We start from the raw sequence: 23889 nt of genomic DNA, 5'->3' as shown, positions 1-23889 counted from the left end.
AACTCTTCAGGGATAAGAGGCAGGAGACGGCAGAGGCAAAGACGGAACAGCAAGAGGCCGAGGAATCCGGAGAAACGGAAGCCTTCGAACTCGCCCGCACGGGCACCTGATCTCATCGACCTGTCACAGGCTGGCGAAGGGCGCTTGAGCCTCGCCAGCCGATTTCGGTTTGCTTCGAGATGCGCTAAGCAGGGACGCCCGCTGCCGGCCAAGGCCGCGGAAACGGGAGATGCGCATGACGATCGTCGACGACCTGAAACAAGCCCTCGGCGATATCGTGCTCACCGGAGCCGAGATCGGCGAACGCCATCGCAGCGACGCCAGCCTGATCGGCCGCGAGCTGCCGAAGGCTGTGATCCGGCCGACAACCAGCGAAGAGATCGCCACAGCCCTCCGGCTCTGCAACGGGACCAACCAGAGCATCGTCGTTCAGGGCGGGCTGACCGGACTTGCCGGCGGCGCAAATGCCGGCAGTGACGCGGTGGTGATTTCGCTCGAACGGTTCACCGGCATAGAAGAGATCGACCCGCAAGCCGGGACCATGACGGTGCGCGCCGGTACGCCGCTCGAAGTGGCGCAACGCGCCGCCGAAGACGCCGGCTTCCTGCTGCCGATCGATCTTGGCGCCCGCGGCACCTGCCAGATCGGCGGCAATCTCGCCACCAATGCCGGCGGTATCCGCGTGCTGCGCTATGGCGTGACGCGCGACAATGTGCTCGGCCTCGAAGTCGTGCTCGCCGAAGGAACCGTGATCTCGTCGCTCAACAAGATGATCAAGAACAACACCGGCTACGATCTGAGGCAGTATTTCATCGGTTCCGAGGGAACACTCGGGGTGATTACCCGCGCGGTCCTGCGCCTGCGGCCGCTGCCCGCCGGCCGACTGACGGCGCTCTGCGCGCTGGACAGCTACGACAATGTGGTTGCCTTCCTGACACGATGCCAGCGGCGCCTGCCAGGGCTCTCGGCCTTCGAGGCCATGTGGCAGAACTATTTCCGCTTCAATGCCGAGGCGGGCAAGCAGAAGCTTTTTGATGACGTTCCGCCCTTCGCCGTCATCGTCGAGCAGGACCTGCTGGGGGATGACAGCGAGCGCGATGCATTCGAAGCCATTCTCGGAGAGGCGCTCGAAGACGGCATCATCTTCGATGCGCTGATTGCCCAGTCGGAGAAAGAAAGCCGCTCCTTCTGGAGCGTTCGCGAGGGCCACGCGATGGACCAGCTGCTGCCAGCCCTGGTCAACCTCGATATCAGCCTGCCGATCGGCGAGATCGGCCGCTTCGCCGAAGAATGCGGCGAGGCTCTTTCCGCCCGTTTCCCGGCCGCCCATGTCTCCTTCTTCGGCCATGTCGCCGACAGCAATCTGCACGTCGCCTTCTCGGAACCCGACAGCGACGCGGAAACGCCGCATGTCGTCGACGAAATCGTCTATGAGATCGTGCGGCGCTACAAAGGTTCGATTTCGGCCGAACACGGCATCGGCACGCTGAAGCGGGATTTCCTCGACCATTCGCGCAGCCCCGCCGAGCTTGAACTGATGCGCCGGATCAAGCAGGCGCTCGACCCGAACGGCATCCTCAATCCGGGCAAGGTGATCTGAGCCAGCGAGGGAAGCTGTGACACAGTTTTCTATCGCTGGAATAAGGCTTCAAAGCCAGGAAGCCGGCGTCTTCGGCAGGCGCCCATCCGGGTCGATCACCTTCAACTCTGCCCCCTCGCCTTCGTTCCAACGCCAGAGCGCGACGCAGGTACCGCCGGGCGACATGAAGGACGGATAGACTAGCCCGTCGAAGCCGCGCGCGCCGAGCTCCACCTGCAGCCGATGTGTCTCCGGCACCAGATCGCGATCGAGCACATCGCGCCATTCGCATCGATGGATCTCTTCGGTGAACCCAAGATCGGACAGCGTATCCGCCGCCGTCAGATCAGCAAGGCGCGCATAGCGCAGTTCGAGCTGGGCGATCAGCGCCGGGTGCTGGACGAAACCCTGATTGTATTCGGCCCAGGCGGTCGAGAGTTCGCGGGCAGCGTAGATCGCGGGTGTTCCAACAGGGTTCCAGCGCCCGCCGAAGCGCGCGGCGCCCTCACCGGAGAGCGGCGCATGCGCCCAGCGCGGGACATAGGCGCGCCAAAGGCGCACCGGCTCGCTTCCCGCCATCAGGCGTAGACGCCGGAACGCACGGCCTCGAGGTAGGCGAGCACCTTGTCGGCCTTGCCTTCGCCGACGAGGTCATAGGCGGTCTTGCCGGCCCAGCCGGGGATCGGCTGGTGCTTGAACCAGATGACGGCGCGGCTGTCGTCTCCTGCCATTTCACCGGCCATCGCGAGGATGCGCACGACGACGCTCAAAGCCGCATCGACCTTGCGGGCACTCGACTTCGCCGTCAGCGTGTTGCGGGCGACACCGATCAGCCTCGCCAGTTCGGCAAGCGTGACGCCGAGGCGATCGGCGACCAGCCGGGCGGAGAGAAAGGACGATTGGCTCTCGCCGTAGTCGGCGGCGGAGACATTGAAACCGACGGCAGCCATGGCACGATCCGATCTTGCTTTGATCATCATGTGATCAAAATAGGCTCAAATAGCGCCCACTTCAAGGAAGCCTATTGCCGCCAGGAAGGCTCACGCTTGTCGAAGAAGGCGCCGACACCCTCACGCGCCTCGTCGGACTCCCAGCAATCGGCAAGCTGCTCGATCGTCGCGGCAATAGTTTGTTCGGTGATCGGGGCGCCGAGTGAACGCGCAAGCCGCTTGGCCCGGCCAGTGGCTTCCGGCGCGACCGCGAAATAGGGCTCGATCTCCGCTTCGACCGCTGCGTCCAGCGCGTCGGCCGCGACAACGGTGGTGGCGAGCCCCAGGGCGCGTGCCTCCTCCGCACTGAACAGCCGAGCGGACATGAACAGTGGCCGCGCCTTGCCCTCGCCGATACGGGCGACGACATAGGGGCTGATGGTGGCCGGGATCAGGCCGAGACGCGTCTCGGTCAGACCGAACTTGGCGCCGGCCGCGGCAACCGCCGCGTCGCAGATGCTCATAAGGCCGACACCGCCACCGAAGGCATTGCCATGCAGGCGACCGACCACCGGCTTGGCGATCTCGTTCAGCGCCTTGAACATCAAGGCCAGCCGCGTCGCCTCGGCAATGCGGGTCGCCCGATCCGCGTCGAACTGTTCGCGCATCCAGCCAAGATCGCCACCGGCGCAGAAGCTGCGGCCTTCGCCCTCCAGGATAACCGCGCGGACCGAGCGATCGACCGAAAGCAGGTGCGCCGCCTCAGTCAACTCTCTGATCATCCGCGCCGAAAGCGCATTGTGCTTCTGCGGCAGCGCCAGCGTTAGCCGGGCGACACCGCGTGCGTCGGTGGCAATCCGGATCGTTTCGAAGGTCATGATCGTGTCCTCAAGGTCCGCGCGAAAGCGGCCGCCTGATCGAGCTTCGCCGCGTTGAGGCCGGTCGAGAACCCTTTACCTGTGACGAAGGCGTTGACGGCGAGCGTATCGACGTTGCCGGCAGCACCCGGCGCATAGGGGCAGCCGCCGAGACCGCCTGCCGACGCATCGAAGACCCTGAGTCCGCGATCGAGCGCAACGGCAATGTTGTCGAGCGCGCGGCCGGATGTATCGTGAAAATGCCCGGCGAGCCTATCGGCCGGGATGATGTCGAGCACCGCAGCCAGCATCGCGTCCACCGCCTCCGGTGTACCGCGGCCGATCGTATCGCCAAGGCTGATCTCGTAGCAGCCGAGTTCATCAAGCAGGCCGGCGACATGGGTGGCGCTGGCCGGCCCGATCGCACCCTCATAGGGGCATTCGACGACGCAACTGACATAGCCGCGGAGCGGAAGTCCCTTCTCTCGGCACACTTCTGCAACCGGCCGGAAGCGCTCGATGCTCTCGGCAATCGAACAATTGATGTTCTTCTGCGAGAAGGTCTCGGAAGCGGAAGCGAAAATCGCCACCTCGTCGGCGCCCGCGTCAAGTGCCGCCTCAAGCCCGCGCATGTTGGGCGTCAGCACCGCGTAACGTGTACCGGAGCGCCTTTGAATGCCGGCCATCACCTCGGCGGCGTCGGCCATCTGCGGCACCCATTTCGGGCTGACGAAGCTCGTCACCTCGATCCGCTGGTAGCCGCAGTCGGACAGCATGTCGACCAGGCGGATCTTGTCGGCGGTTGGGACGAGCCCGCTTTCGTTCTGTAGCCCGTCGCGCGGCGCCATCTCGACGATCGTCACATACCCAGGCGACGCTCCACTCATTCCGCGCTCTCCGGCTGGAGCATCACCAGAACGGCGCCGGCAGTCACCTGCTCGCCTTCGCTGACCAACACGCTCTCGACGACGCCGGCGCGCGAGGCCGACAGTGTGAGCTCCATCTTCATCGCCTCCATGACGGCGAGCGCCTGTCCCTTTTCGACCGCGTCACCGGGGCGGACCCGGATGAGCTTGACGATGCCGGGCATCGGCGCCGATACCTCGTCATCGGCCACCTCGCTGGAATGACCGGCCCCTAGCGCATCGGGCAGACGCAGGACATAGCTCTCACCGTTGAGGAACAGGGTGATCTGCTCGCCTTCGCGCAGGAAGCGGAACTCATGCTGCGCACCCGAGATTTCCGCACGGGCGCCATCGGCGAAGCGGTCGAGGATCACCACGGGCAGTGCCGCGGTTCCTGTGTGAACCGCGAACTGGTCGCGACCGCGAGCGGCGAGCGTCACTGTCGATCGCCCGCCCGTGTGCTCGATCGTGACGTTCCGGCTGGCATCGCTCCAGATCTGCCAGTGGCCGAGCGAAGACCACGGATCGGGAGATCCATCGGGCAGCAGCGCTCCGGTAGAGACGATCGCCGCCAGTGCCAGTGCCGCATCGCTCGGCGCCATCGTTGCCGTGAGATGATCGATCGAACGGTCGATCAGGCCGGTATCGGGATGTCCGGCGCGGAAATCCGGTTCCGCAGCAAGGCGCGCCAGAAAATCGAGATTTGTGATGGTGCCACCGATGCGGCACGCCCTCAGCGCATTTTCAAGTTTCGCAAGCGCGGCCGAACGGTTCGGGCCGTGAACGATCAGCTTGGCGATCAGCGGATCATAGAAAGGCGTGATCCGGTCGCCCTGCCGTACACCGGCGTCGACACGTACGCCATCCTCCGGGAAGCTCATCGTCGTCAGCCGCCCCGTCGCCGGAAGGAAGCCGCGAGATGGGTCTTCCGCATAGATGCGGGCTTCGAACGCCCAGCCGTCGATGCCGATCTCGCTCTGGCGTTTGGGCAGCGCTTCGCCGGCCGCCGCCCGCAGCTGCCATTCGACGAGATCTATGCCGGTGATCGCCTCGGTCACCGGATGCTCGACCTGAAGCCGGGTGTTCATTTCCATGAAATAGAACTGATCCGGCCAAAGCCCGTTCGTCACGTCGGCGATGAATTCGACGGTGCCGGCGCCGACATAGCCGATCGCTTGGGCAGCCCGAACCGCAGCATCGCCCATGGCTTGCCGCACTTCCGCGGTCATGCCGGGGGCCGGCGCTTCCTCGATCACCTTCTGGTGGCGGCGTTGCAGCGAGCAGTCACGCTCGAAAAGGTGCAGAATATTACCGTGCCGGTCGCCGAAGACCTGCACCTCGATATGCCGCGGCTTCGTCAGATATTTCTCGATCAGCACCGAGCCGTCGCCGAAGGCGGCCTCCGCCTCGCGCCGCGCCGCTTCGAGTGCGGCCAAAAACTCGGGAGCGCTGTCGACGCGCCGCATGCCCTTGCCGCCGCCGCCGGCACGCGCCTTGATCAGCACCGGATAGCCGACAGTCGCTGCCTCTTCCGCAAGGAATTCGGCTTCCTGCCGCTCGCCGTGGTAACCGGGGACCACCGGCACGCCGGACAGTTCCATCAGTGCCTTGGCTGCATCCTTCAAACCCATCGCACGGATCGCGCGCGCCGAAGGCCCGACGAAGGTGATGCCCGCCGCTTCGACGGCTTCGGCGAAATCCGCATTCTCCGAGAGAAAGCCATAGCCTGGATGGATCGCATCGGCGCCGACCGAGCGCGCTGCGGCGATGATGCGTTCGGCCGAAAGATAACTTTCGAGCGCCGGCGGCGGACCGATGCGGATCGCCTCATCGGCGAGCGCCACATGCAGTGCTCCCACGTCGGCGTCGGAGTAAACCGCGACCGTGCGAATGCCGAGGCGCTTGGCGGTGCGCATCACCCGGCAGGCGATCTCACCGCGATTGGCAATCAGGAGTTTGGAAAACATCGGCATCCCCAGGCCCTATTGCGCTGCGATCACATCGATTTCGAGCAGCCAGCCGGCATCGAAAATCCCGGCGATCGCTACCGTCATGGCGGGCGCGAGAGCACCCAGATATTCCTGCCGGGCCGCGCGGTTGGCCATCGCGTGCTGCCGGTCGGCAAGCAGGACCGTCACCTTGACGATATCCGCCTTGCTCATGCCCGCGGCGCGCAATTGCGCATCGATATTCGACCAGACCTGACGCGCCTGCGCCTCGAACCCTTCCGGCAGGACGTCTTCGGCGCTGAGCGGCACCTGACCGCTGACGAACAAAAGGCGCTGGAAATCTTCGAGCCGTACGGCCTGCGAATAGCCTCCGCGCGGTTGCGGCGCATCGCCGGCATTGATGTTTTCGCGTTTCATCCGGATCTCCCTACATCCTGAAGAGGCCGAAGCGCGTGTCTTCGATCGGCGCGTTGAGCGCTGCCGAAAGCGACAGGCCGAGCACATCGCGGGTCTTGCGCGGATCGACGACGCCATCGTCCCAAAGTCTTGCCGAGGCATAGAGCGGGTGGCTCTGGCGCTCGAAGAGATCGAGGATCGGCTGGCGAAACCGCGCCTCCTCCTCGTCGCTCCAGGGCGTGCCCGCCCGCTTCAGCGCCTCGCTGCGCACCGTCGTCAACACGCCGGCCGCCTGTTCGCCGCCCATGACGGAGATGCGGCTGTTCGGCCAGGTCCACAGGAAGCGCGGCGAGAAGGCGCGGCCGCACATGCCGTAATTGCCGGCGCCAAAGGAGCCGCCGACGAGCATCGTCACCTTCGGCACCCGCGCCGTCGCCACCGCGGTCACCAGCTTTGCACCGTGCTTGGCGATGCCCTCGGTCTCGTATTTCCGCCCGACCATGAATCCGGTGATATTCTGCAGGAACACAAGCGGGATCTTGCGCTGGGCGCAGAGTTCTACGAAATGCGCGCCCTTCAATGCCGATTCCGAGAATAGCACGCCATTGTTGGCGATGATGCCGACCGGGATGCCGTGGACATGGGCAAAGCCGCAGACGAGCGTCGTACCATAACGCGCCTTGAACTCGTCGAAGCGAGAACCGTCGACGACGCGGGCGATGACCTCGCGGATATCGTAGGGCGTGCGCAGGTCGGCGGGCACGATGCCGGCGATCTCTTGCGGATCGTAGAGCGGCGGCTCGGGCGTCGCGAGTTCGACCGACAGCGGCTTCCGGCGATTGAGCGCAGCAACGGCGCGGCGGGCGAGCGCCAGCGCATGGGCGTCGTCCCGCGCCAGGTGATCGGCTACGCCGGAAAGGCGGGTATGCACGTCGGCGCCACCGAGATCCTCTGCCGAGACCACCTCGCCGGTCGCGGCACGCACGAGCGGCGGTCCAGCCAGGAAGATCGTGCCCTGCCCCTCGACGATGATCGTCTCGTCCGACATGGCAGGCACATAGGCTCCGCCAGCCGTGCACGAGCCCATGACAACGGCGATCTGCGGAATGCCGGCGGCCGACATGTTGGCCTGGTTGTAGAAGATCCGGCCGAAGTGATCGCGGTCCGGGAAGACCTCGTCCTGGTTCGGCAGGTTGGCGCCGCCGGAATCGACGAGGTAGATGCAGGGCAGATTGTTTTCCGCGGCAATCTCCTGCGCGCGCAGGTGCTTCTTCACCGTCAGCGGATAGTAGGTGCCGCCTTTGACCGTCGGATCGTTACAGACGATCATGCATTCGCGGCCCGAGACCCGACCGATGCCGGTGATCAACCCGGCCGCCGGTGCATCGCCATTGTACATGCCGTGCGCAGCCGTCATTCCGACTTCGAGAAAGGGCGTTGCCGGATCGATGAGGTTGGCGACGCGATCGCGCGGCAGTAGCTTGCCGCGGCTGACATGGCGCTCGCGCGCGGCATCGCCCCCACCGCCGGCCGCAAGCTTCACGGCCTCCTCGACCGTCGAGATCGCCTCGGCCATGGCCGCCTGATTGGCCCTGAACGTTTCGGAGGACGGCGAGATGTGAGATTTCAGAACGGTCATGAGGTCCTCATTGGATCGAGTTCGGCCGCTTTCGTCTCACGCTGCCTAGCTCGTCTCGGTGAACAGCTCCCGGCCGATCAGCATGCGGCGAATTTCGCTGGTACCGGCACCGATCTCGTAGAGCTTGGCATCGCGCAGCAGGCGGCCCGCCGGGTAGTCGTTCGTGTAGCCGTTGCCGCCGAGCGCCTGGATTGCCTCGAGCGCGAGCGCCGTCGCCTTCTCGGCTGCGTAGAGAATGCAGCCGGCCGCATCCTTGCGCGTCGTCTCTCCGCGATCGCAGGCTGCCGCCACCGCATAGACATAGGCGCGCGCCGCATTCGCCGTCACATACATGTCCGCGAGCTTGCCCTGCATCAGCTGGAATTCGCCGATCGGCTGACCGAACTGCTTGCGCTCATGCAGATAGGGGACGACGACATCAAGGCAAGCGGCCATGATGCCGAGGGGACCTGCCGAAAGCACCACGCGCTCGTAGTCGAGCCCGGACATCAGCACGCGAACGCCGCCGCCGACCATGCCGAGCACGTTTTCTTCGGGTACTTCACAGTCTTTGAAGATCAGCTCGCAGGTGTTGGAGCCACGCATGCCGAGCTTGTCGAGCTTCTGGCCGGTGGAAAACCCGGCATAGCCCTTCTCGACGAGAAAGGCGGTGATGCCGCGCGGGCCGGCCGCAGGATCGGTCTTGGCATAGACCACGAGCACGTCGGCGTCCGGACCATTGGTGATCCACATCTTGTTGCCGTTGAGAACATAGCGGTCGCCGCGCTTGTCGGCCCTGAGCGTCATCGAGACGACATCGGATCCGGCGCCGGGCTCCGACATTGCGAGCGCGCCGACATATTCGCCGGAAATCAGCTTCGGCAGGTAACGCGCCTTCTGGTCGGCATTGCCGTTACGATTGATCTGGTTGACGCAGAGATTGGAATGGGCGCCGTAGCTGAGGCCGATCGAGGCAGATGCGCGGCTGATTTCTTCCATCGCCACGCAATGGGCGAGATAGCCCATGCCGGCACCACCGTGCTCTTCGCCGGCTGTAATGCCGAGCAGGCCGAGTTCGCCCATCTCGCGCCAAAGCTGCATTGGAAATGCGTTGTCTCGATCGGTCTGATCCGCCAATGGCGCTATGCGGTCCGTTGCAAAGCGCTGCACGGTCTCTCGCAATGCGTCAATGTCCTCGCCAAGCGCGAAGTTCAACCCGCCCTGAAACATGTCTATCCTCCCATCGTGCCGGCCAGCGCGGTCTCCTCCCACAGCGGCCGGACGATAACGCTTCATCCTCTACGCGCAACGCGGCGATTGCAACGATATCAATGCCGCGACATGGCCGGACGATAGCACCGCGTTTCGCTAATTTCCTTCCAAAGAGGGGCGAAGCCAAGCACGATATGAAAATCCCGAGGTGCCTATCGATTGCATCCTGTGCGTGAAGCGATCGCCGGGCGCGCGCGACCGCAACAGGTGCAGATCGTCCACACGGAAATCGTAGAGATTCTGCGGCTGGTTCGAAGAGCGCAGAGGCTCAATTCTTGTTCGGCCAGATTTCCTGGCTATCGCCAACGGCCGCCAGGCCCTGCATGGCGTCGCGATTGCCCGTGGCAGCGAGCGCCCCGAATATCCGCCGGGCTTCCTCAAAGCGATTGAGGTTCATATAGGCATAACCGCGCAGCACCATCAGGTCCTGGCGCCGGCTTGAAATTTGTCCGAGCTGGTCCAGAAACAGGATCGCCTCGCGATAGCGCTTGGCATCGAAGGCCGCAATGGCGCGATCGGCCAGAATGGCCGTCTGCAACTCGTCAACTCGCCCTTGGCTCTGCCGCGACTTGGTTGCGGAAACCGCGGCCTTGTTGGTCAGGCCGGCGCGCAAGTACGCGAGGCTCTGGCCGTAGGCGGCGTCTTCTCGGATCTGCGATGCCGGGGCCTGAAGCGCGACTTCGAAAGCTTCGGCCGCCTCCAGCGGACGGTTGAGGTCCATCAGGCACCAGCCGCGGTTGAGCGCCGCCTGCGGCACCAGTCTGGCTGGGTTGATCGTCGTTCTGCAGCCAGCTCCGCTGCGCACGACTTTTTGGGTGGTGCCGGCGACCCGTGGCCTTTGGGCAACCGGCTGCTCGACGGTCTCCATCACAACGGTCGTGCGCGTAGAAGCCTCTGGAGAGCTCCTCTGCGTCTCGGCAGTCGGGACCCGCGCACGGTTGACGTCGGCAAGCTGTTCTTTGACTTCGCCGAGGCGGGCGATGCGTTCAGAACGACCCGACCACAGTCGCTGGATCTCGACGACCCCGTCCTTGTCGCCCAACTGGTCGCGGCTGAGCGCAAGGCCGTAGGCCGAAGGTTCGTCGTCCGGCTTCCAGCGGAGCGCCGTCGCGAACCATTGCGCAGCGGTCGCCGGCTGATTGAGGGCGCGCGCGTACCAGCCGAACTGCTGTGCCGTTGCCGGCTCACGGGCCTTGGTGGTTTCCGCGGCGATCCGCGCCAACACGGCCGCATCCAGGGTCATCGGCGGATCGATCGCGAGCAGGTTGGCCGTGGCCGCAAAGTACGTTGCGAGTGCGTCGGGCGAACTGTCCCGCCACGGATAGAGAACCGCTTCCGCCTCCGCAGGCACCTTGCGGGCAACCAGCGTCAAAGCCAACCCCTGCGAGGCCGAAGCGGAATCTTCCTTGTCGTGCGCACGCCGGAACCATTGCTCGGCAGCACTCATGTTGTCGCGCCGCAAATGATACCAGCCGAGCAGCAGCGCATCGCTCGCCGTGCCACCGGCCGCGGCCAAGCGCTCGACGCGCTGGACATATTTCGGATCGACCGTGAGCGCCTTGTCCGTGTCACCTTCGGCGACGAAACGCCGGGCGAGGTCGTCGCGGACGCTCTCGAATTCCGCGACACCTTCGGGAGAACTGCGCTCGAGCGCGAGGAGGTCCTGCATCGTTGCGTAAGGTAGCGTCGCAGCGGCCTTCTGCACGGTGGCGAGCCGTTCCGGAGCGTCCTCGCAGTTGTTCAAGACGTAAAGATAGGCATCGCGCGCCCGCTCGGGGCGCTTGGTCTCGGCAAAGGCCTGGGCGACATGCCAGAGCACATCCACCTCCGAACAGGTGAGAAGGCTCGGCGTGCTGGCGGCGACCGAGATCACGGTCTCATACTGCTTGAGTTCGGAGGCGTTCACGAGCCGGGCCCGCGCCTCGGCGACGTTCAGGCGCTCCAGAAGATCCGATGGCGGCTGCCATGCGGCATCCTTCGCCTGACGCTCGGCGATCGCCTGGCGGACTTCAGCGTAGCGGCCTTCCGAATAGCCCTTCCACATGGTTTCGAGCGCGACGTCATTGTTCCGTGGCACGGCCAACGGGTCGGACGGCGGCACCCAATCCGGATAGAGTGAACGCAAGCGCGAAATTTCGGCCTGAAGTCGACCAGTATCGCCTTTTGCCGCGAAGTAGCGAAGCGCCGATTCGTCGACGACGGGAGGCGTCTTTCTCTGGCTCGCCCTTTCTTCGGAAGGTTTATCGGCCTGTGCAACCTCGGTGAACTGTGGAGCCGGGCTTCGCGAGGCCTTGTCCGTCAGGCTGGCAATAGCTGTGGTCGTCTCCGGCGATGGGTCAGGCAACCCCGGGAGCTTATTGCTGTTTGGCCGCAGGAAGCCGCCATCGGTCAGTCCGGCAACCCCGATCACCGTAGTCATCACAGCGGCAATGGCAACGATTGAGGATTTCATAGACACTCCGGACGCTCCTGCTCGATGGCATTGGTGCGGCGTCGCTCGACAACGTTCAAGACCGCCGGACCGCCGGGCGGCGGCAGGATCAGTGCATTTTCCGCGAGAACCATCACGCTGCCGGTCGGCGTTCCGACATCCTGGCGCGTCGTGCAACCGGATATCGCCGCCGTTGCAGCCAGCAAAGCTGCCACCGCGAAGGGAGCATGCCAGCCTTTCGAAAGGCGCGGCCGCTCTTCAGGCAGGCCGAATCTCCGAATCAGATATCCTTGCGTCATGGGCTGAGCATTAGTTGATTCACCCCATTTCGAAAACCCGAGAAGAATAGGGGCACCGACGCAACGAGCCCGCGGCTCGCAGCTTTATCGATTTGCAGGATCAGTTTTTTTGAGGAACCGCCTGAAGGCCGGCGCTAGCCGCCGCTCGCGACGCCCAGTCCCGCAAGCTCGGCAAGTGCCGCATGGATCACGTCCGGCCGCGGCGGAGCGATGTCCACGGTCACGGTCAAAGGCTCGCCGGCCGGGTCTTCCAACGTCGCGAGTTGCGTGTCGAGCAGCGAAGCGGGCATGAAATGTCCGGTCCGGCGCTGCATCCGCCCAATGAGAACATCGCGTTCGCCGTGCAGGTAGACGAAAGCGACGGGTCCACCGGCGCAATCGCGCAGCAGATCGCGATAGCTGCGCTTCAGTGCCGAGCAGGAGACGACGAGCGGCGCTTCACCGGCCGCGAGCTGCCGGCCGATCTCCTTCAGCCACGGCAAACGGTCCGCGTCGGTGAGCGGAATGCCCGCCGACATCTTGCGGATGTTTTCCTCGGGATGCAGCGCATCACCTTCGACGAAACGGTAGCCGCAGGCGGCGGCAATGGCCTCGCCGACCGAGGTCTTGCCGGTACCCGACACACCCATCACGACAATGGAGCCGGGAAATGCCAGGCGGATGCCAGCCTCGGACGCGTGATCGTTCGACATGGGCTGCACCTCGCTCCTTGCATCCGCCGCACTGATCCCTCCTGATACCTTTGCGATAGCGGACGAACAAGGCTCCTGAGCAGATACGGCCGGATGCGCCCTAGACGGCAGCGCGGGGACGGGCCACGTCGTTGACGCCCTCGCCATCCGGCGCCTGGCCGTAGCTCATGCGGCGCATCTGGGCGATGACCCGCTCCATCTCGTCGTCCGGCAGAACCGGCGGCTCGCCGAGCGTCAGCGCCTGGACATACATGCGCGACAGGGTTTCGATCTCGATCGCCAGCCACAGGGCGGACTCGAGCGTCTTACCGAGCGAGATCTGGCCGTGCTGGCCGAGCAGGCAGGCGGTACGGTCCTTGAGCGCCACCAGCGCATTGTCGGAAAGCGCCTGGGTACCGAAGGTCGCATATTCGGCGCAGCGGATCGTCGTGCCGCCGGCAATGCCGGTCATGTAGTGGAAACTTGGAATGGTCTTGTGATGGCAGGCAAGCGTCGTCGCATAGACCGAATGGCAATGGAGCACGACGTTGATATCCGTCCGCTCCCGCAGGATATCACGGTGGAACCGCCATTCGGACGACGGGCGAAGACCGGCATAGGTACCGTCGAAATCCATTTCGACAAGGTCGTCGGGCTGCATCGTCTGATAGGGCAGCGACGATGGCGTGATCAGGAAACCGGTATCGGTGCGCACCGAAATGTTGCCTGCGGTGCCCTGATTGATGCCGCTCGAATTCATCCGGCAGCAGATGTCCACCATCTCGCGGCGGAGCGACAGAATGTCGGTCTTGGTCATCGATATGTCCTTTCGAAGTCGCGACTGAAACCATTGTTGTGCCCGGCGCGCGCACGGGCCCGCCATTGCGACGCGTAAACGGCGACCGCTGGCGATAGATGCGAGATGTCACCGGGATCGGCGAGCGAGAGCGGCGCCGGCCCCTTGCGCCGGCCCTCCCCTGCAAGCAGTGCAGCGCCGGATGCCACGCCGTAGGCGTCGAGATTGAAGCGCACCCGCCGGCTCGGCATGAGCGCCGCGACGAGACGGGCATAAAGGGGATCGCGCAGGAAGCTTCCGTCGAGCACGACCAGCGGCCCCGGCCCCAATGCCTCGACGCATTCCACCGTCAGCAAGGCACAATAAAGCAGCGCCAGCGCCTTGCGTTCGACCGGTGTCTCTGCCGGCGGCCCGCCGATACGGCCGCGTCCGGCGCTTCCCGGAAAGAGACCGTCGTCGTCGCCGAAGGACGGCAAGGCCATGGTGCGTCTGGCGATCAGCCCGAGCACCACGTCGTCCGGAACGGGTGCCGCCGAAGGTGCCGTACCCGTCACATGCGAAAATTCGCGCCCGCCCATGGTAAGCACCCCACCGAGCGGGTTGCCGAAGACATCGCTGTTCAATGTCATGCCGCGATGCTCGTCGAGCCGGTCGAGCGGTGTGCGGCCGGAAAAGCCGACGATCCACGTACCGGTGGAAACGACAATGAAATCGCCGAGGCCGGCTGCGTGATAGCGATAGTGATTGAGGCTGCTGTCGTGGCCACCCGCCAGCACGCGCAGTGCCTCCGGTAGCCCGTAGCGGCGGGCGAACTCCGGGCGCACGGAGCCGAGAACCTGCCAGGCATCAGCGAAATCCGGCATCAGCCGTTGCCAGCCGCGCGCACCGACGATGGGCGCAAAGCGACGTTCGGCGACGTTCCAGAGATGCGATTGCGCGCCGAGAAGGCTCGCCTCGGACGTAGCAACGCCGGACAGACGCCAGGCCCAATATTGCGGCAGGCCGAGATACCAGCGCGCGGCGGCGACTGCATCCGGCGCGTGCTCCTGCATCCAGTAGAGCTGGCGCGCCTGGTGGGTGGCGCTGTGCATCATCGCGCTGCCGCGATCGAAGAAGGACCCGGCAAGCGGCGCGTAGCCTTTCCGGATCGCCTCCGGCAGCGGCTGTTCGTAGTCGATCATCGGCAGGGCGGCACCGGCTGCTGCGTCCGGGTCATCGCCGACGAGCACGCCGCCGGACCCATGACCGGCAGCGACGAAGGTTTGCAACGGATGGCGGCTGGCGAGCGCTGCGAGACTGGAGAAGATCCATTCGCCGAGGCTATCGAGATCGTGATGCCGCCAGGGAGGCCCCGGCAGCACCGGATTGGCGACGCTCAGTGTTTCCAGAACGACGCCATCGGCCGTGACCGCGTTAAGCTTCACATTGGTCTTGCCGACATCGAGTACGGCCACCGTAGCGGTTTCGTCGTCTGCCTTGAATGACATCTCGCGAGCCTCCACTGTCAACAGAGTCAGGCGCCGAAGCGCCCTTCCCTAGATCAACCCGTATTGCTTCGCCTTGTTGCGCAGGAACGGCAGGCCGTTGCCCATGACTTCCTCCTCGTCCTTGGCGACCGGCCGCCAGACGGCAAGGCCATAGGCCACTTCCGGCGGCATGTTGATGAAGCTCTCCATCGCCAGACCGCCATTGAAGCCGATCGCCGCCAGCGTCGCGAAGATTTCGTCCCAGGCGCAGTTACCGTAGCCCGGCGTGCCGCGATCGCTTTCGGACAGGTGGATGTATTTGATGAAATCGCGCGCATCGAGGATGCCGGTGCCGATGCCTTTTTCCTCGATGTTCATGTGGTAGGTATCGAGATGCACGAAGACATTGTCGGCACCAACCCGCTTGATCATGTCGACCGCCTGCCAGCCGGTGTTGATCAGGTGGTTCTCGTAGCGGTTGACCGCCTCGACACCAAGCTCGATGCCGCGCGATTTCGCATGCTTGGCTGCCGCCTGCAGCACGCGGGCGATGTTGTCGTACTCGGCTTCGGTCGGCGGTACGCCGGTGCGCTCGCCGATGCCGCCATAGATGACGCCGGAAAGCGCCTCGCCGCCGAGGTCGGCCGTCTTGTCGATCGCCACCTTCAGATGCTCGATCGCCGCATCGGGACGGACGGATGCCCAGGCGCGCTCCGGCAGGCCGAGCGAGCATACGGCGCGCAGCTTGTGCTTCTCGAGCAGCGCCTTGGTATGGGCGGTATCGACCGCCGGCGGATTGAGCATCGGGATCTCGATGAAATCGACCCCATACTTTACCGCCGCAGCCACGGCGCGTTCGGCACCGGGACGATCCCAATTCATGGTCCACATGCTCGTATGGACGCCAAAACCCTGCATGGTCATGTTTCCTTTCTGACAAATGAAATCTTGAACTTGGTGGCGACGAAGCGCAGCACCATGACGCCGGCGAGCAGCATCCCCCAGACGGCGGTCGCCAGATGCTGGTTGGCGCCGACGAGGTTGAGGCCGGAAGAAAGAAGCTGCAGCACCACCAGGGCGACGAAGACCGGAATGACCCGGCCGAAGCCGCCGAACGGATTGACGCCGCCTAAGAAACAGGCGAGCACCGTGATCAGCAGGTAGCTTTCGCCGTGGCCGATGCGCACGGAATTGAAGCGCGCCAGCATGATGATGCCGGCAATCGCGCACATGGCGCCCGAAAGCGCATAGACCAGCACGATCACCTTGCGGGTGTTGATGCCGGAATAACGCGTCGCCTCGATATTGGAGCCGATCATGTAGGTGTTGAAGCCGAGCTTCGTGCGGGTGAGCAGCACGTGCCAGGCCAACACGCAGATGATGAAGACGATGAGCGGGATCGGCAGGCCGAGGAAGGTGCCGTGACCGAGTGGACCAAGGAAGGCCGGAAAGCCCGAGACGTCGCCGCCGCGCGTCAGGAACTCGCCGAGGCCGCGCAGGAAGATCATCATCGACAGCGACACCAGGATCGGATGCGCGCGGGTAAAGGCGATCACCAGCCCCATTACCACACCGCTCGCCGCACCGACGAGGATCGCCAGCACCGAACCGAGCAGGAAGGCGCCGGGGCTGGCATCCACCCCGCCATTTGCCTGCAGCACCCAGGCGAGCGTCAGCCCGGCAATGTTGGCCGTGAAGGTGATCGCGAGATTGAGCCCACCGGTGAGGATCGGCAATAGCATCGCCAGCGTCAGCAGGCCGAGTTCCGGAAGCTGGAAAGCGACCGAGCCGAAGGTGGCGGCGCTCAGGAACTGCGGCGAGGCGATGCCGAAAACCAGCATCACAGCGAGGAAAGCCAACCCCGGCCCGGCCATTTCCGGCCCGATAAGGGTCTTCACGCGGTCGACAATCGCGCTCATCGTCCGGCTCCTTTCTGGCTGACGAAAGGCAGGAGCCTTTCGATGCGGGTGTTGGAGAGCGTGATCGCCACGAGGATGATGGCGCCGATGATCATCTTGAAGGCGAAGGGCGAGACGCCCATCAGGTTGAGGCCGTTCTGGGTGATCGAGATCAGGAGCACGCCGAGCACGCAGCCGAGCACCGAGCCCTTGCCGCCGCCAAGCCGCGCGCCGCCAAGGACGACCGCCGCCAGCACGTCGAGCTCGCGTCCATAGAGCGCGTTCGGCACCACCTCCTGCGCATAGTGCGCCTGGATGAGGCCGCCGATTCCGGCCATCAGGCCGAGCCAGCCGAAGGCAATGAACTGCATGGCGCCGATGTTGATGCCGAAGCGGCGCGCACCTTCCGGATTGTCGCCGAAGGCATAGAGCTGGCGACCGGTTGTGGTGCGGGTGATCAGAACCCAGGTGGCGATGACGCAAAGCACCATGACCAGAACGGGCAGCGTGATTTCGACCCAGGTTCCGTCGGCCATCTCATGCTCGAACAGGATGACGCGATCCGTCAGCCAGTCCGGCAGGTCGTAGATCGACACGCCCTTGGTGAAAAACATCAAGAGGCCGAAGTAGATATTGAAGGTCGAGATCGTCGCAACGATCGAGATCACCCGGAAGCGGTGGATCAGGAAGGCGTTGATCGCACCGAGCAGGATGCCAAGCGAGCCGGCGATCAAAAGCCCCGAGATCCAGCCTCCGCCGCCGATCCAGCCGAGCGCGATCGCCGTGCCGTACTGGACGACGGACGCAGCGACGGCGAAGGAGATATCGATACCGCCGGCGATCAGCACCACCAGCAATCCGACGGCGAAGATGATGTTGACCGAACTGATGTTGAGCAGGTCGAAGGCGTTGCCGAGCGAGAAAAAGTTCGCGGTCGAAACCGAGAGTACGGCGCTGATGGCGATGATGACGGCAAGCAGCGACACTTCCGTCGCGCGGGTGCGGACGAAGCTACGCATAGACCGCTCCTTCGATCTCGGCGAGCGAAGCGCTGCGCGGGTCATAACTGCCGACGATGCGGCCCTGCGCCATGTGCAGCACCCGGTCGGCGTTGAAATAGACTTCCGGCACTTCGTCGGAGATGAGGATGATCGCAAGGCCGGTCTCGGCAAGCCGCGCGACGATGTCGAAGATGCCGGCGCGTGCGCCGACGTCGACGCCGACGGTCGGCGCGTCGAGGATCAAAAGCTTCGGATCGGTCGCCAGCCACTTGGCGATCGCCACCCGCTGCTGGTTACCGCCGGAAAGCGTGGAGATCGCATCCTGCTGCAGGCCGATCTTGACGCCGAGATCGGCGATCCAGCGGCCGACAAGGCTGCGCTTGCGCTCCTCGGAAAGCAGGCCACCGGAGAGGATCTTGTCGAGCGAGCTGATCACCAGATTGTCGGCAATCGACTGCGGCTGGATGAGGCCGAGTGACAGCCGGTCCTCCGACAGATAAGCGACGCCCGCCGCGATCGCATCGCGGTTGGAAGAAAAGCGGACCGGCTTGCCATCGAGCGCAATGGTGCCGGATGCCGGCTTCCGCATACCGAAAAGCGTTAGCGCCAGCTCCGTGCGTCCCGCGCCGAGCAGTCCGGTAATTCCCAGTGTTTCGCCGCGGCGCACGGTGAGCGAGATATCTTCGAACTGCCCAGGGCGGGAAAGGCCCTTTACATCCAGCACCACCGGCTGGCCGTCGCGGGGCTTTGCCCTCACCTGCTGATCGAAGGTCTTGCCGGTCATCAGTTCGGTGATGCGTGATTGCGTCATGCCGGCGGCGGGATAGACGCCGACCAAGGCACCGTCGCGCAAGACAGTGATGCGGCTTGAAATCTCCAGCACCTCGGCAAGCCGATGGCTGACGAAGACGACGGCCACGCCGGAGGCGGAAAGGCCGCGAACGATATCGAGCAGGTGATCGGTTTCCGATTGGGTCAGCGATGCTGTCGGCTCGTCCATGAACACGAGCCTCGCTTCACCCACCAGAGCGCGCGCAATCGCTACGATCTGGCGTTGGGCAATCGCGTATTCCTTGAGCGGCAGATCGACATCGAGCGTCACGCCGAGGCGGGCGAGCGCATCGGTCGCGATCTGGCGCATGCGACCATAGTCGACGAATTTCGGCCAGCGGCCGAGCACTGTCTGAAACGCTATGTTTTCGGCGACGCTCATTTCCGGGAAAAGCGCCAGATCCTGCCAGATGACCTGGATGCCGCGGTCCTGTGCGGTCACCGGCGACATGTGGGAATAGCTTTCGCCATCATATTCGATAGCGGCGCCATCGGCGGGGCGGTAGACACCGGTGATGATCTTGATCAGCGTGCTCTTGCCGCAGCCATTTTCGCCGGCCAGGCAATGAACCTCGCCGGGGCGAACGTCGAAGCTCACATTCTTGAGCGCACGGACGCCACCGAAGGTCATGTTGATGTCGCGCAGGGACAGAAGCGGCTTTTCGCCTCCTCCCGCGGTCGCAAGCTTATGCATGGGTCTGCGCCCCCAAATCACGTTAGGTTGGAGCGGGATGCGGACGAAAACCGCAAACACGTGTCCTCATCCCGCCCTGTACCCTTGAAAGGACTTGCCAGGCCGGCCGTAGCCGGCCCAGCAGCCGGGAGAACCCTTAAATTCTAGGCGTCAGAGGCCCATGGCCGCGAGATCCGCAACCGTGTCCTTGTTGATCGGCACGAGCTGATCGACGATGATGTTGCGGTTTTCGAAGTCCGGCTTGACCTTGCCGAGACCTTCGATCTCGTCACCGTCCTTGACCTCCTCGCCCTTCATCAGCTTGTCGGCGAGCGTGACGAAGACTTCACCGGCCTGTTTCGGATTCCACATAAAGCCGCCGGAGATCGCGTCAGACTTCACCAGCTTCTGGCCCTGGCCCGGCGAGAAGGGGCCGAGCACAAAGATCTCGCCGACCTTGCGGCGCTCTTCGACTGCGCGGCCGGCACCGATCGGGCCCTGGCTGCCGAAGGCAAGGAAACCTTTCAGGTTCGGATGGGCAGAGATCAGGTCAAGTGCGGTCGACCGGCTCTTGTCGACGTCTTCGGCAACACCGTAGCGGTCGCCGACCAGCGTCATGTCCGGATGGTTCTTCTTGATGTAGGCGATTGCCGCATCGGCCCAGGCATTGTGCAGCGGCACGGTCAGCGAGCCGACGAAGACGGCATATTCGCCCTTGCCGCCCATCTTCTCGGCGAGCAGCTTGCCATGCGCCTCACCGAAACCGGTGGAGGATGCGAGTTCGAAGTCCCAGTCGGCACCCTTCTGGCTCGGCGACTCATGGGTGATGACGATGATGCCCTTTTCCTTGGCCTTGGTCAGAACCGGCTCAAGCACCTTGGCATCGTTCGGCACCACGCCAATGACCTTAACGCCTTGGGCGATAAGATCTTCGATGGCGCGCACCTGCAGCGCCGGGTCGGCGCTGGTCGGGCCGACCATGAAGGCGTCGATACCAAGCTTCTGGCCGCGCTCCTTGATGCCGGCCTCCATGGCGTTGAACCACGGAATGCCGCCGATCTTGACGACAACGCCGACCTTGCCGGCATCCTGTGCGAAGGCGGCTGCAGAGCTGGCAAGCGCCAGCGATGTCGCCAGGGCGGCGACGAGAAATTTCCTGATCATGTCTCTCCTCCACTCGCTCCCAAAGGGGGAACGCGCCCGGTCGCCTTGGCGCCGGCCTCCAGTTTCAAACCATCACTGGCGAAGTGCTCCCTCGCCTCCCTGATCGCCGCCTCCTCAGACGACACCATCAAATTTACACAATCGATATTTCTTGTTTGCACAATCGATGGTGCACGAACTATTGTGCAGACTTAATCTTTCGTCAAGGGGAAATCGGCACTAAAACGATCAGGGGAGAATGCGATGGCCAGCAGCAGCAAAAAGAAAGCGACGATCTACGACCTGTCGGTGTTGTCAGGGAGTTCTCCCTCAACCGTAAGTGCGGTCCTGAACGGCACCTGGCAGAAACGCCGGATCAAGGAAAGCACGGCGGAGTTGATCCGCAGCCTGGCCGAAACCCACCAGTATACGGCCAACCGCCAGGCGCGCGGGTTGCGCAGTTCCCGCTCCGGCCTCATCGGCCTGCTGCTGCCGATCCACGACAACCGCTATTTCTCGTCGATGGCGCAGACCTTCGAGGCGCATGTCCGAAGCAAGGGGCAATGCCCGATCGTCGTCAGCGCCAGCCGCGATCCGGAAGAGGAGCGCAAGACCGCCGAGACGCTGATCTCCTATTCGATCGACGAGCTGTTCATCTGCGGCGCCACCGACCCGGATGGCGTGCACGAGGTTTGTGAGGCGGCCGGTCTCAAGCACGTCAACATCGACCTGCCCGGCACCAAGGTGCCCTCCGTCATCAGCGACAACTACGAGGGCGGGCGGATGCTGACGGAGGCGATCATCCGCCACTTCCAGGCATCGGGTCCCCTCGAGCCGCATGAACTCTACCTCTTCGGCGGCCGAAACGACCATGCCAGCCGCGAACGTATCCGCGGGTTCCGCGTCGTGAAAAGCGAACTGCTCGGCGCCGATCCGGACGAATGCATCCATCCGACAGGCTACGCACCGAACAATGCCAGGCTCGCCTTCGAGGCCTTCTACGAGAAGCATGGCAAGCTGCCGCGCGGCCTCTTCGTCAACTCGTCGATCAACTTCGAGGGGCTGCTGCGTTTCATGGCGGGGCATCCGCACGAGAACTTCGCCGACCTCGTGGTCGGCTGCTACGATTACGATCCCTTCGCGTCCTTCCTGCCCTTCCCCGTCATCATGATCCGGCAGGATGTCGAAGGCATGATCACCAAAGCCTTCGAGGTCATCGACGAGGCTCGGCCGCAGCCGCGTATCCACCTTATCCAGCCCGAACTGGTGCAGCCGCGAACGGCGCTGACGGGCCCGCTCGATGCCTTGAAGGATATCGAATAGCCAGACGCTGCCATCGTTTCCTTGGCGCGCGCAATACATAACAGAAAATTCCTCTGTACATTCTATCGTATTCAGCGTATTAATTGGACATGGATGACGTTGACAGAAAAATCATCGAAATTCTCGCTGACGATGCGAGGCGGTCGCTGACCGATATCGGCGCTGCGGTGGAATTGTCACCGTCGGCCGTCAACGAACGCATTCGCCGGCTCGTCGCCAATGGCGTGATCCGAAATTTCACCGTCGAGGTCGATCATCGCGCGCTCGGCCTCGACGTCCTGGCCTTTGTCTGGGTGGGCCTCGCCCCGGATGCGGACGAGGCAGCGTTTCGGACATTCATGGCCGGCCATCCGGCCGTGGCGGAATGCCACCACGTGACCGGCGCCTGGTCCTACTGCGTCAAGGTCCGGATGCCGTCGCTCGGCGACCTCGAACCGTTCCTTGCGGAAATGAAGCAAAGGCGGTTCCTGGCGCGAAGCGAAACGGTGATCGCGCTGTCGACCGTCCGGGAAAGCCTGACGACGACGGCACCGCGCGCCTGACGGACGCGCCTGCGTAAGCCCTCAGATCGATATCGATGTGGAGGCAAATTTATGCGGCGCCTTGAAGTGTCACAGCGACCCGAGCGTGTCTTTTAAGCGCGCGGCGCTGTCAGTCTGCTGCAACTTTTCTCGAATTGCTGCGCGTGCTCCATCCCCATCGGCTGGCGAGCATGCTGCAGCCTGGAGCCCTATGCCATGTCTACATTGCTGTTTGGAAAAAGCCTCTTGCTCGGCCTCGCGATCGCGGCCCCGCTCGGCCCGATCGGAGCGCTCTGCATCAACCGCACCTTGGAGCGCGGCTTCTGGGCGGGCGTCGCCGGTGGGTTGGGTACCGCCGCCGCCGATGCCACCTATGCGGCCCTTGCGGCGATCGGCTTTGCCGCCTTTGCGGCAGTGCTCGCGATCATCGCGATGCCGCTCAGCGTCGCTGGCGGCCTGTTCATGATCTGGCTCGGCTGGAGTGGATTGCGGCCAAAACCGGTGACGGCCGCGGCCGATGTCGGCGGACGCGACCTCATCCGCACGACCGTCTCGACCTTTCTGCTGACGATGACCAACCCGGCGACGATCCTCTCTTTCGCCGCGATCTTCGCGGGTCTGGGCCTCGCCGGGGCCGGGGATGCACTGAGTGCCGCCATCGTCGTTATCGGCGTCTTCCTCGGCTCGCTCGGCTGGTGGTTTTTCCTAAGCGGCGGCGTGGCAATTGCCCGCAAAAAGCTGCCGGACAGTTTCGTCGCCTGGGTGTCCCGCATTTCGGGCCTGGTCCTGATCGCCTTCGGTATCATCGCCATTGGAGCCGCCGCCAAGGGGCTGTTTTAGCACCGTCGCGACCGGTTGGACCAGTTCTCCGCGCCTTTCAAATCTCTACGGCTTGACCGCTTCCACGTGCCACCATTTGGGCCGCGTGGAGCGGAAGCTGTGGCTGGTGGGGATCAATTCGGCGGCGTTCGTCTTGTCGAAGATACCGAGCAGCAACGCGACCACGGGGGCATCGTCGATCGCACCGATGCTGCTGCCGCAGGCGGGGCAGAAGGCGCGGCTGGAATAGTCAGACGAGCGATAGACCGCGGGCGCTCCGCCCGGCCCGGTCCACGCGACAACGTCCCGCGGGAATTCAACCCAGGCCACAGTCAGCGCGCCCGAGTGGCGCTGACACATCTTGCACGAACACGTGTGCGGCTTGCCGGCCGCTGCCCGTGCCTCGAAGCGGATTGAGCCACAAAGGCATCCTCCGGTAAACAGCGCTTTCTTCTTGCCGGCAGCTGTGGTCGCCATGGCTCAATCTCCAAACTATACTTGATTCGAAAGAC

The 23889-nt window shown here is 64.0% G+C and carries 23 protein-coding genes; 4 read left to right on the top strand and 19 right to left on the bottom strand.

Annotation, left to right across the window (positions count from 1 at the left end):
* The first annotated feature begins 235 nt into the window (after positions 1-235).
* On the top strand, positions 236-1600 hold the full coding sequence (locus I8N66_RS24285) for an FAD-binding oxidoreductase (protein WP_291158959.1): 1365 nt from the start codon (positions 236-238) through the stop codon (positions 1598-1600).
* A gap of 48 nt (positions 1601-1648) precedes the next feature.
* Here I8N66_RS24285 and I8N66_RS24280 read toward each other — a convergent pair whose 3' ends face one another.
* From I8N66_RS24280 to I8N66_RS24195, 18 genes are all read right to left on the bottom strand, one after another.
* Positions 1649-2158, bottom strand: a complete 510-nt coding sequence (locus I8N66_RS24280) for an RES domain-containing protein (protein ID WP_291158956.1) — start codon at positions 2156-2158, stop codon at positions 1649-1651.
* Positions 2158-2529 carry an antitoxin Xre/MbcA/ParS toxin-binding domain-containing protein gene (locus tag I8N66_RS24275; RefSeq protein WP_291158953.1) on the bottom strand — a complete coding sequence of 124 codons (372 nt, stop codon included), beginning with the start codon at positions 2527-2529 and terminating at the stop codon, positions 2158-2160. Before I8N66_RS24275 ends, I8N66_RS24280 begins: the two co-directional genes overlap by 1 nt.
* Positions 2530-2600: 71 nt before the next feature.
* Complete coding sequence (locus I8N66_RS24270) at positions 2601-3386, bottom strand: crotonase/enoyl-CoA hydratase family protein (protein WP_291158950.1); 786 nt, start codon at positions 3384-3386, stop codon at positions 2601-2603.
* Complete coding sequence (locus I8N66_RS24265; RefSeq protein ID WP_291158947.1) at positions 3383-4252, bottom strand: hydroxymethylglutaryl-CoA lyase; 870 nt, start codon at positions 4250-4252, stop codon at positions 3383-3385. Before I8N66_RS24265 ends, I8N66_RS24270 begins: the two co-directional genes overlap by 4 nt.
* Positions 4249-6237 (bottom strand): acetyl/propionyl/methylcrotonyl-CoA carboxylase subunit alpha, encoded by a 1989-nt coding sequence (locus tag I8N66_RS24260; protein WP_291158944.1) that lies wholly within the window; start codon positions 6235-6237, stop codon positions 4249-4251. Before I8N66_RS24260 ends, I8N66_RS24265 begins: the two co-directional genes overlap by 4 nt.
* A gap of 15 nt (positions 6238-6252) precedes the next feature.
* On the bottom strand, positions 6253-6636 hold the full coding sequence (locus tag I8N66_RS24255; RefSeq protein ID WP_113538584.1) for a RidA family protein: 384 nt from the start codon (positions 6634-6636) through the stop codon (positions 6253-6255).
* Positions 6637-6646: 10 nt separating this feature from the next.
* Complete coding sequence (locus tag I8N66_RS24250) at positions 6647-8254, bottom strand: carboxyl transferase domain-containing protein (protein ID WP_113538583.1); 1608 nt, start codon at positions 8252-8254, stop codon at positions 6647-6649.
* A gap of 45 nt (positions 8255-8299) precedes the next feature.
* Positions 8300-9463 carry an isovaleryl-CoA dehydrogenase gene (locus tag I8N66_RS24245; RefSeq protein ID WP_113538582.1) on the bottom strand — a complete coding sequence of 388 codons (1164 nt, stop codon included), beginning with the start codon at positions 9461-9463 and terminating at the stop codon, positions 8300-8302.
* A 310-nt stretch (positions 9464-9773) separates the two neighbouring features.
* On the bottom strand, positions 9774-11957 hold the full coding sequence (locus I8N66_RS24240) for a tetratricopeptide repeat protein (RefSeq protein ID WP_291158932.1): 2184 nt from the start codon (positions 11955-11957) through the stop codon (positions 9774-9776).
* Positions 11954-12142 (bottom strand): cellulose biosynthesis protein BcsN, encoded by a 189-nt coding sequence (bcsN, locus tag I8N66_RS24235; RefSeq protein ID WP_291158931.1) that lies wholly within the window; start codon positions 12140-12142, stop codon positions 11954-11956. The genes I8N66_RS24240 and bcsN overlap by 4 nt, the downstream gene beginning before the upstream one ends.
* Positions 12143-12369: 227 nt before the next feature.
* Entirely contained in the window at positions 12370-12927 is a 558-nt protein-coding gene (locus I8N66_RS24230; protein WP_291158929.1) for a gluconokinase, read from the bottom strand.
* Positions 12928-13027: 100 nt separating this feature from the next.
* On the bottom strand, positions 13028-13723 hold the full coding sequence (locus tag I8N66_RS24225; RefSeq protein WP_291158926.1) for a class II aldolase/adducin family protein: 696 nt from the start codon (positions 13721-13723) through the stop codon (positions 13028-13030).
* Positions 13720-15189 carry an FGGY family carbohydrate kinase gene (locus tag I8N66_RS24220; protein ID WP_291158923.1) on the bottom strand — a complete coding sequence of 490 codons (1470 nt, stop codon included), beginning with the start codon at positions 15187-15189 and terminating at the stop codon, positions 13720-13722. The genes I8N66_RS24225 and I8N66_RS24220 overlap by 4 nt, the downstream gene beginning before the upstream one ends.
* Positions 15190-15237: 48 nt before the next feature.
* On the bottom strand, positions 15238-16086 hold the full coding sequence (locus I8N66_RS24215; protein ID WP_291158921.1) for a sugar phosphate isomerase/epimerase: 849 nt from the start codon (positions 16084-16086) through the stop codon (positions 15238-15240).
* A gap of 2 nt (positions 16087-16088) precedes the next feature.
* Positions 16089-17087, bottom strand: coding sequence for an ABC transporter permease (locus tag I8N66_RS24210; RefSeq protein WP_291158919.1), 999 nt, complete (start codon positions 17085-17087; stop codon positions 16089-16091).
* Entirely contained in the window at positions 17084-18085 is a 1002-nt protein-coding gene (locus I8N66_RS24205) for an ABC transporter permease (RefSeq protein ID WP_291158916.1), read from the bottom strand. Before I8N66_RS24205 ends, I8N66_RS24210 begins: the two co-directional genes overlap by 4 nt.
* On the bottom strand, positions 18078-19592 hold the full coding sequence (locus tag I8N66_RS24200; RefSeq protein ID WP_291158913.1) for a sugar ABC transporter ATP-binding protein: 1515 nt from the start codon (positions 19590-19592) through the stop codon (positions 18078-18080). The genes I8N66_RS24205 and I8N66_RS24200 overlap by 8 nt, the downstream gene beginning before the upstream one ends.
* A 150-nt stretch (positions 19593-19742) precedes the next feature.
* On the bottom strand, positions 19743-20735 hold the full coding sequence (locus I8N66_RS24195) for an autoinducer 2 ABC transporter substrate-binding protein (protein ID WP_113538569.1): 993 nt from the start codon (positions 20733-20735) through the stop codon (positions 19743-19745).
* Positions 20736-20978: 243 nt separating this feature from the next.
* On the opposite strand from I8N66_RS24195, the gene I8N66_RS24190 reads away from it, so the two are divergent.
* The 3 genes from I8N66_RS24190 to I8N66_RS24180 all read left to right on the top strand — a co-directional run bounded on the left by I8N66_RS24190 (position 20979) and on the right by I8N66_RS24180 (position 23398).
* Positions 20979-22037: a LacI family DNA-binding transcriptional regulator gene (locus tag I8N66_RS24190; protein ID WP_291158910.1), complete on the top strand. Its 1059-nt coding sequence runs from the start codon at positions 20979-20981 to the stop codon at positions 22035-22037.
* A gap of 89 nt (positions 22038-22126) precedes the next feature.
* Positions 22127-22579, top strand: coding sequence for an Lrp/AsnC family transcriptional regulator (locus tag I8N66_RS24185; protein WP_291158906.1), 453 nt, complete (start codon positions 22127-22129; stop codon positions 22577-22579).
* 195 nt (positions 22580-22774) lie between these two features.
* Positions 22775-23398 carry a LysE family transporter gene (locus tag I8N66_RS24180; protein WP_113538566.1) on the top strand — a complete coding sequence of 208 codons (624 nt, stop codon included), beginning with the start codon at positions 22775-22777 and terminating at the stop codon, positions 23396-23398.
* Positions 23399-23443: 45 nt separating this feature from the next.
* On the opposite strand, the gene I8N66_RS24175 is transcribed toward I8N66_RS24180, so the two are convergent.
* Positions 23444-23854, bottom strand: coding sequence for a GFA family protein (locus I8N66_RS24175; RefSeq protein WP_291158901.1), 411 nt, complete (start codon positions 23852-23854; stop codon positions 23444-23446).
* Positions 23855-23889: the final 35 nt, after the last annotated feature.

Origin of the sequence: Ensifer sp. SSB1 (assembly GCF_016652895.1) — a bacterium.
In the GTDB taxonomy this organism is placed as follows: Bacteria; Pseudomonadota; Alphaproteobacteria; order Rhizobiales; family Rhizobiaceae; genus Ensifer.
This window is presented reverse-complemented; position numbering and strand designations above follow the sequence as displayed.

Bases quoted from the DNA above. Each gene is read 5' to 3' on its own strand.
- I8N66_RS24285 (WP_291158959.1), top strand. From the start codon at position 236: ATGACGATCGTCGACGACCTGAAACAAGCCCTCGGCGATATCGTGCTC.
- I8N66_RS24280 (WP_291158956.1), bottom strand. From the start codon at position 2,158: ATGGCGGGAAGCGAGCCGGTGCGCCTTTGGCGCGCCTATGTCCCGCGC.
- I8N66_RS24275 (WP_291158953.1), bottom strand. From the start codon at position 2,529: ATGGCTGCCGTCGGTTTCAATGTCTCCGCCGCCGACTACGGCGAGAGC.
- I8N66_RS24270 (WP_291158950.1), bottom strand. From the start codon at position 3,386: ATGACCTTCGAAACGATCCGGATTGCCACCGACGCACGCGGTGTCGCC.
- I8N66_RS24265 (WP_291158947.1), bottom strand. From the start codon at position 4,252: ATGAGTGGAGCGTCGCCTGGGTATGTGACGATCGTCGAGATGGCGCCG.
- I8N66_RS24260 (WP_291158944.1), bottom strand. From the start codon at position 6,237: ATGTTTTCCAAACTCCTGATTGCCAATCGCGGTGAGATCGCCTGCCGG.
- I8N66_RS24255 (WP_113538584.1), bottom strand. From the start codon at position 6,636: ATGAAACGCGAAAACATCAATGCCGGCGATGCGCCGCAACCGCGCGGA.
- I8N66_RS24250 (WP_113538583.1), bottom strand. From the start codon at position 8,254: ATGACCGTTCTGAAATCTCACATCTCGCCGTCCTCCGAAACGTTCAGG.
- I8N66_RS24245 (WP_113538582.1), bottom strand. From the start codon at position 9,463: ATGTTTCAGGGCGGGTTGAACTTCGCGCTTGGCGAGGACATTGACGCA.
- I8N66_RS24240 (WP_291158932.1), bottom strand. From the start codon at position 11,957: ATGAAATCCTCAATCGTTGCCATTGCCGCTGTGATGACTACGGTGATC.
- I8N66_RS24230 (WP_291158929.1), bottom strand. From the start codon at position 12,927: ATGTCGAACGATCACGCGTCCGAGGCTGGCATCCGCCTGGCATTTCCC.
- I8N66_RS24225 (WP_291158926.1), bottom strand. From the start codon at position 13,723: ATGACCAAGACCGACATTCTGTCGCTCCGCCGCGAGATGGTGGACATC.
- I8N66_RS24220 (WP_291158923.1), bottom strand. From the start codon at position 15,189: ATGTCATTCAAGGCAGACGACGAAACCGCTACGGTGGCCGTACTCGAT.
- I8N66_RS24215 (WP_291158921.1), bottom strand. From the start codon at position 16,086: ATGCAGGGTTTTGGCGTCCATACGAGCATGTGGACCATGAATTGGGAT.
- I8N66_RS24210 (WP_291158919.1), bottom strand. From the start codon at position 17,087: ATGAGCGCGATTGTCGACCGCGTGAAGACCCTTATCGGGCCGGAAATG.
- I8N66_RS24205 (WP_291158916.1), bottom strand. From the start codon at position 18,085: ATGCGTAGCTTCGTCCGCACCCGCGCGACGGAAGTGTCGCTGCTTGCC.
- I8N66_RS24200 (WP_291158913.1), bottom strand. From the start codon at position 19,592: ATGCATAAGCTTGCGACCGCGGGAGGAGGCGAAAAGCCGCTTCTGTCC.
- I8N66_RS24195 (WP_113538569.1), bottom strand. From the start codon at position 20,735: ATGATCAGGAAATTTCTCGTCGCCGCCCTGGCGACATCGCTGGCGCTT.
- I8N66_RS24190 (WP_291158910.1), top strand. From the start codon at position 20,979: ATGGCCAGCAGCAGCAAAAAGAAAGCGACGATCTACGACCTGTCGGTG.
- I8N66_RS24185 (WP_291158906.1), top strand. From the start codon at position 22,127: ATGGATGACGTTGACAGAAAAATCATCGAAATTCTCGCTGACGATGCG.
- I8N66_RS24180 (WP_113538566.1), top strand. From the start codon at position 22,775: ATGTCTACATTGCTGTTTGGAAAAAGCCTCTTGCTCGGCCTCGCGATC.
- I8N66_RS24175 (WP_291158901.1), bottom strand. From the start codon at position 23,854: ATGGCGACCACAGCTGCCGGCAAGAAGAAAGCGCTGTTTACCGGAGGA.